Here is an 8,589-nt window from a genome sequence, read left to right as displayed (position 1 = left end):
GAAAGAAGCATTCTCCTAGGAGTTTAATCGAAATCGCTGGGGTACCCCGTTCGGGATATTACAAATGGAACCATACATGGCCCTTAAGGGAAGCTGCCAAAGAAAAGGAACAAGTATTGAAAGAGCATATGATGGCCATCCACCTTTCTCATCCTTATTACGGCTGTCCCAGAATAAAAATTGCCCTTCAGGAGGAAGGAGTGTATCTAAACCATAAACGTGTCTATCGATTAATGAAGAATTTAGGCATTCAATCAGTGATTCGTAAAAAACGGCGGTATTTCGGACAATCGGGGTCTGTTCTCTTCCCGAATCGCTTAAACCAGCAATTTGAGGCGAAAGGTCCTAGCCAAGTATTTGTCACAGATATTACGTATGTATCCGCCGGGAATCGGTTTTATTACCTTTCGGTCATCCAAGACCTGTTTAACAACGAAGTTGTCGCCTGGAATCTTTCCGGCCGTAATGATCTAACACTAGTCATGGATACCTTATCTAAATTGGCCATCAAAAAAGACGTATATGGAGCCGTTATCCATTCAGATCAAGGCTTCCAGTATACGTCTAGTCTAAGCAATACAATAAGCGAATCAAAGAATATGGCATGAAGGGCAGCCACTCTCGCAAAGGAAACTGCCTGGATAATGCCTGTATCGAATCCTTTTTTTTCGCATCTCAAAACAGAAAAGTTGTATCTTCATCAGTGTAAGACAGAACAGGAATTGGATCAAGCGATCCAAGACTACATGTACTACTACAACTATCAGCGTTTCCAGAGAAAATTAAACCACCGCGCCCCGATCGAGTATCGAAGTGCACTGGTGGCATAGTCTTTTTTATACTTGTCTACTTGACGGGGGCATGACCAATAAACTAGGGCTTTTTTTATGAAAAATATATAAAAACATTGTCTAAACACTTTAGGCGCAAGTCCTAAAAAGGCTTTCATAGAGCGACCGCGGACACATAAATAGATCATGCGTGATGTATCAGGCAATTAAATAATTTAAGTAATCCAAACAAAAAAGGAGACGTCGTTGATGTCTCCTCTTAAATAAGATCTTTAATTTATTTAAATGCATAATGGAACAATCCATAATACAAAGGACCAATTGTCACAATAAGGATAACTACGATAAAAATGCTTCTAAAAGGTTGGGAAATTTCATCAAGCGTTCTATCACCGCTGTAATATTTACTGTTAAAGCTGAAAATGACATCCCAAAGCAAGCCAACTACAAATACAATTTTCCATAGAAGCGGAGTAAGAAATTGATTATCAGTGACGTACCCAAATAAGCCAATCCACGTAATGATGGAAATTACAAAGTCTAATTTAGCAGGAATAGTTTTATATTTGCCCCCAACAAGAAATCCAATGGAAGAAACACCTAAAATCCCTAAGTATATTGTCCAAAACGCTTGTATCATTATCCAAATCCTTTTTCTTAAGATTAAGCCAATTATACAAAATTTAAAATTAAATGGAAGTCTATTACCGAATTAAATAAAAATTATTTATTAGAAAGGAGCTTGTTACCTAAAAAGACATCTAAAAGCTGCATGTAAAGGTGTATACAATGGAGAGTTAACATATATACAAATATACAAGTAAGTGTAAGAAGGAAAATCAGCTGCCGAATTAGGGAGAAGGAGTGCTGCGGGAAGTGAAAGACAGGCAAGACAGCGCTATTGGGCTAGTTGGAGAGGGATGCCCCTCTTCTTATCCGATCTGTAAAGTTTCGTATTCCAAAGAGTCACGCTTGCTGGTCCACTTTAATCCAGACACTTCTGGCAACAAATCACGATGGTGTTACCAGTTAAGGATATGTATGTTTTGTAGTTCGAAATTTGGAAGCGAGAATTCACTGCGAGCGTTATATGTGGGTTTGTGAACATAAATCAGCACCAGCTTAAGAAGATATTATCATATGTTTGTGTCTTAGAATGAATAAATTCAGATAAAAAGAGAAATAAAGAAAGTAAGGAAACTGGAGGTGAAAGCTTTGTTAAACATTGGAGATTGGAAAGCAGTCAAAATTGGTGGTATGACAGCCGTTGGATATGTAAGCAACATCATTAATTTTAGCTGGCACAGTAAACGAGTTGAGTTAACAAAAGTGATTTGGATTAAGGACAATAAATATCTTTTAAAAAAACCATCACCAGGCATCTTCACAGAAGAGCAGCTGGAACCGATCGGTGATTTTTGGGACAAGCACCAAGATAAATCAACATTGATTGACCTAGCTTTAAAAACAGGTGACAAAGAATGGTTCAAAGAACTGACGGGGGAAAAGCAGAAATGGCATACCGTAGAGCAGTAATTAAACAACAATGGACCCCAGAAGAAGTGGAAGCATATTGCAGGAAATTTGAAGCGAAACGCCCGGCATATGTAAGAGAAGCTGATAAACGGGTAGGTAACAGGTTTTCTTCAAGAGGGAAACGCCCGGTCAATTCAAAAGGGAACTTGAGTAAAGTCCAGTACGAAAAGTTTGTTGCAAAAGGATTAAACGATGAGCATATTTTAGCGAAGTATGAGGATTTAACACAGGGAGTGCTGGATGCGAAGAAGAAACGGTGGGGAATTCAATAAAACCCAGAAGCAATGCTCCCAGGCAATCAAGCATGTACCACAGGGGGGGATTGCTTGATCGTACTAATTATCCTTTAATAATGAAAAAAACAAAAGTGGATGGGCTGGCGGCAAAAAAACACCCCGCGTGGGTCTGGCTGCATAGCTTTATGGGTTATCGAATGAGAAAATCAGCGTTTTTACAGGCCAAATATGTTGGACAAGTTCAGGAGGTTTTATAAAAATGAAAAAAGCGCCAGAAGCACTTTAATTAAAGTATGTATCTTTCTCTTTAAGTTTAGGGCTAATGTTTTTTGACTGTTTATATTGAAGTGTTGAAAACCTTTCAGATTTTATTAGCCACAAAATGATTGGGAAAATAAGAATGAGTTCTAAAATCGTTAGAAATATCCACAAAGTCAATTCGTTTGAAGACATATTAGGAAAACCTCCACATAATAAATATTGTGATTTTATCAAAATTAAAATACCCATTTTAGTGAAAAATAAACGATTTTATATGCGGAAATTGAGAACTAAAATAGCATGTTTTGAGGAGGAAAACCTTGATTAGACTGGGGGAGAGGTAAACAAAAATGGCCATGTCGCGGAGCAGTCGCTAAACAGCAATGAACACCAGAAGAGATACAAGCTTATTGTAAAGGAAAGTTTGAATCAAAAAGGCTGGTTTAAGTGAAAAAAGCGGGCCAGTATAATGCTTTTCGCTTTTCGAAAAACAGTGAATGAAAAGAAATGCCCTATGCCTGACGAAATCCAATAAGCTGCAATATGAGCGTGACCTTAAACAAGGGCTTGCCGAGCAAGACATGATTAATGGTTATCCTTAGCTGACATCTGGCTGCATGAAGCAAAGAAGCGGTGGGAATTTTCATAAAAGCAGCCTGGTGAGGGATCTGACTGAAGGAAAGGCAGTGAGTTAAGGCTCTCATAGGAATGAACCGACTTATCACTATTTATAAAAAAATTTGAACAAAAAAAGACTGTATTATTTAATACAGTCAACTGTATATCAAATAGGGAGCTAAAGAAGGAAGCGGGGGAACAGCTGAAAAGCTCGACTAACTCAAAAATGTTTTACAGGCCAGTGTTGGATACTTAGCAGTATCCGCCACCACCATATTCGCCTCCAACATAAGAGACACCGATAATGATTAAAAGAATAAACAAAACAACAATTAGTGCAAAGCCAGATCCGTACCCGTATCCACCATTGTTTTCACAGCTCACGATTATCACCTCCCACTTTTACATAGTATGGAGGAGTTTAAGGGAAGCCTGTATAAATGACCATATAATAACAAAAAGTTTTATTTTCAAGAAAACAAAAGGTGATAATACGAATTCGACAGGATATAAAGACTTGCCAGGGCAAGCTGTTTCTTTTTATACGCAATAAGATAAAACCGTGTTTTTGAAGAAAAGTATAAAGTTGAATTTATTACAGGATAAATAAAACACCTGATTTAACAGAAATAACAATGTGCAAAATTCAAATATGTTAAAAAAATCAAAACAACGTTTAATGCATAGTGAGACACAACCTCTTTGAAATGATCTCTTATTACACTATTAGTCCATTAATGGTGAAAAAAATAAAGACTGACAATATGATCCTGGAACCTCTCCACCTAAATTAAAGATTCTGATGGAGCATTATACTTTGAAGGTAGTGCAGCCTCTATAGGTTTAGCTTCCTTCGAAAGGCCAGTGCATAACGGAGACAACAAACAAAAGCAAGGTTTCAGATGTCCTTATAATATTCATAGAACTACTCGAAATTAAGCTGGCATAAATTCTTCTGTACCAGCTTGTTATTGTACTTCATATCATCTGAAAAATGGTGACTAAATGTGGAGAAAGAAGACTCATTCAAGGTTAAACTCTTTCCAAATGGAAAGAAACCTAGGTTAGCTATTGAACATTTAATGGCATATGTCGAGATTTGATGAAAACTAAAATTGTTTACATTACAATTAATCCTTTGTTTTTAAAGAAATCTATTATAAGGTTATCTTTGAGAAGAAACAGCCCAGTTTTTCCAAGAAGTATATAATTTAAGCCGCATCAGTAATAGGACTGATGCGGCTTTTTTATACCCTAATCCTTAAATCGCTTCTGCTAATGAATGAAATAGGGGACCTTTTTGAAGAGGAGCTCGAGTATGGAGACGAAGATTGCGAATCAGAGGGTTCTGGTGGATCAGAAGACTCTTTTGATTTCTTCGACAGCAATGATGCTTGAGTGGAATAAATATTCGTTTAAAAAGCCAAACCTTGATTAGTCAAGGTTTGGTTTTTCCTCTTTATCTTAACTTCTGCCTTCTCATCCACTGTGTAGCAATCCATTTTTCTCCCCTGATAACGGGTGCTCCACCATGCAAGGTAAGTTCGTTAATGGTTTTATCGTTATAAAAGTATTCAAAATAAACTGCCATTCCTTTTTGTGGAGAAACAGAAAAATTAAGTTTAGGGAAAAAGGTTTCTCCACCTTGTTCTACATCGTTTAAGTACAAAACGAGGGTGCTGATTCTATTGTTTTTCGCTGCTGGACTTGTTGGGGCAAAAAAATCAAAATGCGCTTTGTACTCTTGACCAGGAGTATATTTTAAAATGTGAAGACCGTCTCCATGTTCAATAGGAATATTCATAATCGAAGACAGTCTTTTTTCAACTTTTTGAATGATATCGCTTTCGTTTCCTTGAAAAAACATTCCGCTGCTTGTTCTCATTTCATTTACTTCATGAGAAGATCCGATTTTTGAACGTTGCATATTGTCTTTCGACAAGTTGATCAGCTCATCGCATTCTTCATCGCTCAATACATTTCCTAAAATGACAATGAGTGGTTCCTCTAACCGGGCAATAATCTTAATTTCTCTATCTTGAGTTTGAATAAGATTTCCTGTGTGGCTAAAAATAGTTTGTTCTTTTATACTTTTGTGTTTATTATCCATGATCACCGTTCAGCAGCCCCTTAAAAAATTAATATTTACTTTAGTGATAGGTAATTTGGGTAAGCGTTTACTATGAGAATTATATCACGAATTTAGTTTGAATGATTGATTTAGTATAATAAGAACAACATAAACTTTTTATTAACAAGCAAATGGAAAAATGGAGGAAAGGATGCAAAGCTTACTTTAAAAGAAGGAGAGTGTTTCTTGTTTGGGAGAGTAGTGCTAAAGGAATACATAAAAAAATCCCTTAAAGGGATTTTATCAAATGAATCAGGAATCCTGCTTATAAAAAGCGATAAATTCCTGGATAGAATGTAGAATTCCCTCGGCTTGAATGGTAAACAACGAGAGAGCCGATAAAGAGAAAAAAGCTACAGGGATTAAGCGAAGCCAGTGCATTTTTATCCCCTCCATTTCAAGGTAATGAAAGAATCATACCTCTGAACTTTAAACTTATCAAGTTTAAAGAATCAACATCGGTTGTGTTCTTTTCCTTACGAAGGGAACACCTTGCTATAGCAGATTATAAAAGCAGGTAAACCCATATAATGCTTTGGCTGCCTGCTCAGTATGAAGGGATCCGACGAAAACGGCTGTAAATCAAATCATTTTTTACTAGGGGATAAAATCTAATTGAGCAATTTATCAATCGCGGTTGCTGCTTCTTCAATACTTTTATACTGCTTAATTGACTGGGTTTCATAAAGTGTTAACTGGATGATAGAAGTATCTTTTAAGCAGCAAACTGAAGCAATCGGCTGCTCATCCTTTTCGAAAGTATGGGTAATATTGATGGTGTTAAAAGAACACAATGTTTCTAGCAAATCCTGCAGGCTATTTAATGACAATGTTAATTCTCCTCTCTGGTTCTAACCTTTGCAAAAGCACAAGGAAAGAGGCTGGTGAAAGTCTAAGATGATTATTGATCGTTGCATTTTTAATCGGATAAGTGTTTGCTTATTCAAAATGCATATACCCCTTTTTTGAAGAATTTATGACTATAAACAAAAAAATTTAAAAAATGTCCAAACAGGTAAACCCTAATATATCCTTCAGGGCAAGTAAATAAATGTAATTCAGGTTCTCTTTCTCACTTATCCATATTTGGTTTTAAAAGGAAATACTTATCCGCGCGAAGACACAAATAAACACAGTGGGCCCAATGAACTCACTGAAAAACCAATTCGTTACAGGAGCTAAATGAAAAGCTAACCATACTAACATATGCCATAAAGCAACAGGATAGACCAATAAATAGAGATTTAATCTGAAGGGAGAATAATTAAACGGATTTTCATTTTGAGCTGTAACGATATCATAGATGATTCTTTATAAAAATGATTTAAAAAATGTTTTCAAGCTAAAGGCTAGATCATAATAAAGCTGCTTTAGAAAAATGGGTGTAAGAAGATAGCCAAGTGAGGGGTGTTTGACTAAAGAAACATGACATTTACAGATCAACAGCAGAACTATGGTAGCCCGTCGGATAAAATACTATAAAAAAGCCTTGGAGCTTTTCAAGCTCTAAGGCTAAAAGGAGCATCAAGAGCGTTAATGGTAGGGGAACTATTTAACGCCTTGATACTGATTATTTCCCACATTTAATGAAAAATATGCAAAAAAAAGCCAGAGAGGGCTCTGACTGTACAGTGTTATGGATTATCGCATGAGAAAATGGGGGGTCTCATAGCCATATTATGGACAATTTCATAAGATTTTATTCGAACCAAATAAAAATAATCATTTATTCGGTTTAGGGCGAGATTGTTTTCTTGTGTTCATTCCAGGAATCAAAAAAAGACCGGCCGAAGCCGGTCATCCATGATGAGTATATGTAATTGGTGAAACTACAATCTCTTGCCATTCCTCAAAATTAAGAGTATTATCGCTGATCCACCTAAAGATACCTGGATCCCAGTCGTCTTCATCTACGATACTTTTCATAATTCGATCATAAGCCACAGCTTCAGTTACTTCTTTTCCAATATTGTTCCACAGACAGTATAGGTCTGGGTCATGTGCAGATTTTAGTACTTTCAATGGTAGTAGCTCCTCTCGCTTGACCAGCTTTCTTTACTTTTTATATGTTTTTCTTTTGGTTTACCGAAGAGTATTGTACCAAGAGAAAAGTGAATAGTTTGTCGAATCTTGTCTTGGAAAATATTAATTAGGCAACAGGGCATGATGGTTTTTTAGAAAGAAGGATATAGTTAGGAAGAAAAATGGACACAGCGGTTCGAATAGATTTATAACGGAAGACTTTATGGAAAGAGAAGGGAACAATGGTTATGGATATAGCTGCAGATTATTGGATCGCACAACAAAAATAATGATACGAAATCTAATATGAAATGAGCGATCATCATCCAGATATCCACCTAGAACAGTGAAAAAGTCAGAAGTGAAATGCGTTTACCTTTTAACACATAATTAACAATGTGCAAAATTCAATAACAAATTAAAAAAAACAAGTAATAACTCAATCAAACACTTCTCCACTTAAAAGTAAAGCAAAATAAAGAAAGTGAGCAAAAAAAAAGCCCGTAGGCTTATGCAACATCATCGTGCATATGAGAACCTTCTATGATTGCTTTTGCCTGTGCCTCAGTAAGTCCTTGCTCTTTTTGCAGCCAGTTATATAAATCCAAACAAAGTACTTCAAATTGATTCATCTCACCGGGGCGATTTTGTTCGCTTATGTGGAGTAGGTATTCTTTGTGCAACTGCAGATAGCTGTATGCCAAGTTCATGATCAATCCCTCCCTTTGTTAATAGTTTACTCGTTTTATTGACGTTTAATCCTAAACAAGGAGGGAGTCAAAAAGTGTTCACATTCAGCAGACACCTTTTCGTCACATATATAAGGGAAGTGATTGTAATTTTTAAGCCTTATCATTCTAACAACCAAATCACACACTTTATTAATCGTTTTCGTTTTGGCGTCCCCGGGGAACACCTCTTAGAGGCCTGAAGAGAGGCAAGGGCGCCTTCTATAACACTAATGAACCTCTAATTATAAATGAGAGTCTGTGTG

Annotated in this window: 10 protein-coding genes; 4 read left to right on the top strand and 6 right to left on the bottom strand. The window is 36.5% G+C overall.

Features of this window, described 5'->3' with window-relative positions:
• A partial coding sequence (locus RG959_RS12170) for an IS3 family transposase (protein WP_342797342.1) occupies positions 1 to 608 on the top strand: 608 nt, incomplete at its 5' end.
• A 36-nt stretch (positions 609 to 644) separates the two neighbouring features.
• Complete coding sequence (locus RG959_RS25160; RefSeq protein ID WP_369335181.1) at positions 645 to 830, top strand: IS3 family transposase; 186 nt, start codon at positions 645 to 647, stop codon at positions 828 to 830.
• Positions 831 to 1,068: 238 nt separating this feature from the next.
• On the opposite strand, the gene RG959_RS12165 is transcribed toward RG959_RS25160, so the two are convergent.
• Positions 1,069 to 1,431: a hypothetical protein gene (locus RG959_RS12165; protein WP_251272787.1), complete on the bottom strand. Its 363-nt coding sequence runs from the start codon at positions 1,429 to 1,431 to the stop codon at positions 1,069 to 1,071.
• A gap of 575 nt (positions 1,432 to 2,006) precedes the next feature.
• Here RG959_RS12165 and RG959_RS12160 point away from each other — a divergent pair.
• Both RG959_RS12160 and RG959_RS12155 read left to right on the top strand, forming a co-directional pair.
• A complete protein-coding gene (locus RG959_RS12160; RefSeq protein WP_342797341.1) occupies positions 2,007 to 2,327 on the top strand; it encodes an IDEAL domain-containing protein in 321 nt (106 codons plus the stop codon).
• On the top strand, positions 2,306 to 2,599 hold the full coding sequence (locus RG959_RS12155; RefSeq protein ID WP_342797340.1) for a hypothetical protein: 294 nt from the start codon (positions 2,306 to 2,308) through the stop codon (positions 2,597 to 2,599). The genes RG959_RS12160 and RG959_RS12155 overlap by 22 nt, the downstream gene beginning before the upstream one ends.
• 1,095 nt (positions 2,600 to 3,694) lie before the next feature.
• Here the strand turns inward: RG959_RS12155 and RG959_RS12150 are convergent.
• The 5 genes from RG959_RS12150 to RG959_RS12130 all read right to left on the bottom strand — a co-directional run bounded on the left by RG959_RS12150 (position 3,695) and on the right by RG959_RS12130 (position 8,305).
• Positions 3,695 to 3,826: a YjcZ family sporulation protein gene (locus RG959_RS12150; protein ID WP_342797339.1), complete on the bottom strand. Its 132-nt coding sequence runs from the start codon at positions 3,824 to 3,826 to the stop codon at positions 3,695 to 3,697.
• A gap of 1,075 nt (positions 3,827 to 4,901) precedes the next feature.
• The gene (locus RG959_RS12145) at positions 4,902 to 5,552 is read right to left on the bottom strand and encodes a 2OG-Fe(II) oxygenase (protein ID WP_342797350.1); all 651 of its coding nucleotides are present in this window, start codon (positions 5,550 to 5,552) and stop codon (positions 4,902 to 4,904) included.
• Between the two features lie 632 nt (positions 5,553 to 6,184).
• Positions 6,185 to 6,403, bottom strand: coding sequence for a hypothetical protein (locus RG959_RS12140; RefSeq protein ID WP_251272782.1), 219 nt, complete (start codon positions 6,401 to 6,403; stop codon positions 6,185 to 6,187).
• A gap of 967 nt (positions 6,404 to 7,370) precedes the next feature.
• Complete coding sequence (locus RG959_RS12135; RefSeq protein WP_342797338.1) at positions 7,371 to 7,595, bottom strand: hypothetical protein; 225 nt, start codon at positions 7,593 to 7,595, stop codon at positions 7,371 to 7,373.
• Between the two features lie 509 nt (positions 7,596 to 8,104).
• Positions 8,105 to 8,305, bottom strand: a complete 201-nt coding sequence (locus tag RG959_RS12130; protein WP_342797337.1) for a hypothetical protein — start codon at positions 8,303 to 8,305, stop codon at positions 8,105 to 8,107.
• Positions 8,306 to 8,589: the final 284 nt, after the last annotated feature.

The organism is Domibacillus sp. 8LH, from assembly GCF_038806185.1.
Taxonomy (GTDB): Bacteria; Bacillota; Bacilli; order Bacillales; family Domibacillaceae; genus Domibacillus; species Domibacillus indicus_A.
This window is presented reverse-complemented; position numbering and strand designations above follow the sequence as displayed.

Coding starts and splice junctions, on each gene's coding strand:
- RG959_RS25160 (WP_369335181.1), top strand. CDS start 645: ATGCCTGTATCGAATCCTTTTTTTTCGCATCTCAAAACAGAAAAGTTG.
- RG959_RS12165 (WP_251272787.1), bottom strand. CDS start 1,431: ATGATACAAGCGTTTTGGACAATATACTTAGGGATTTTAGGTGTTTCT.
- RG959_RS12155 (WP_342797340.1), top strand. CDS start 2,306: ATGGCATACCGTAGAGCAGTAATTAAACAACAATGGACCCCAGAAGAA.
- RG959_RS12145 (WP_342797350.1), bottom strand. CDS start 5,552: ATGGATAATAAACACAAAAGTATAAAAGAACAAACTATTTTTAGCCAC.
- RG959_RS12130 (WP_342797337.1), bottom strand. CDS start 8,305: ATGAACTTGGCATACAGCTATCTGCAGTTGCACAAAGAATACCTACTC.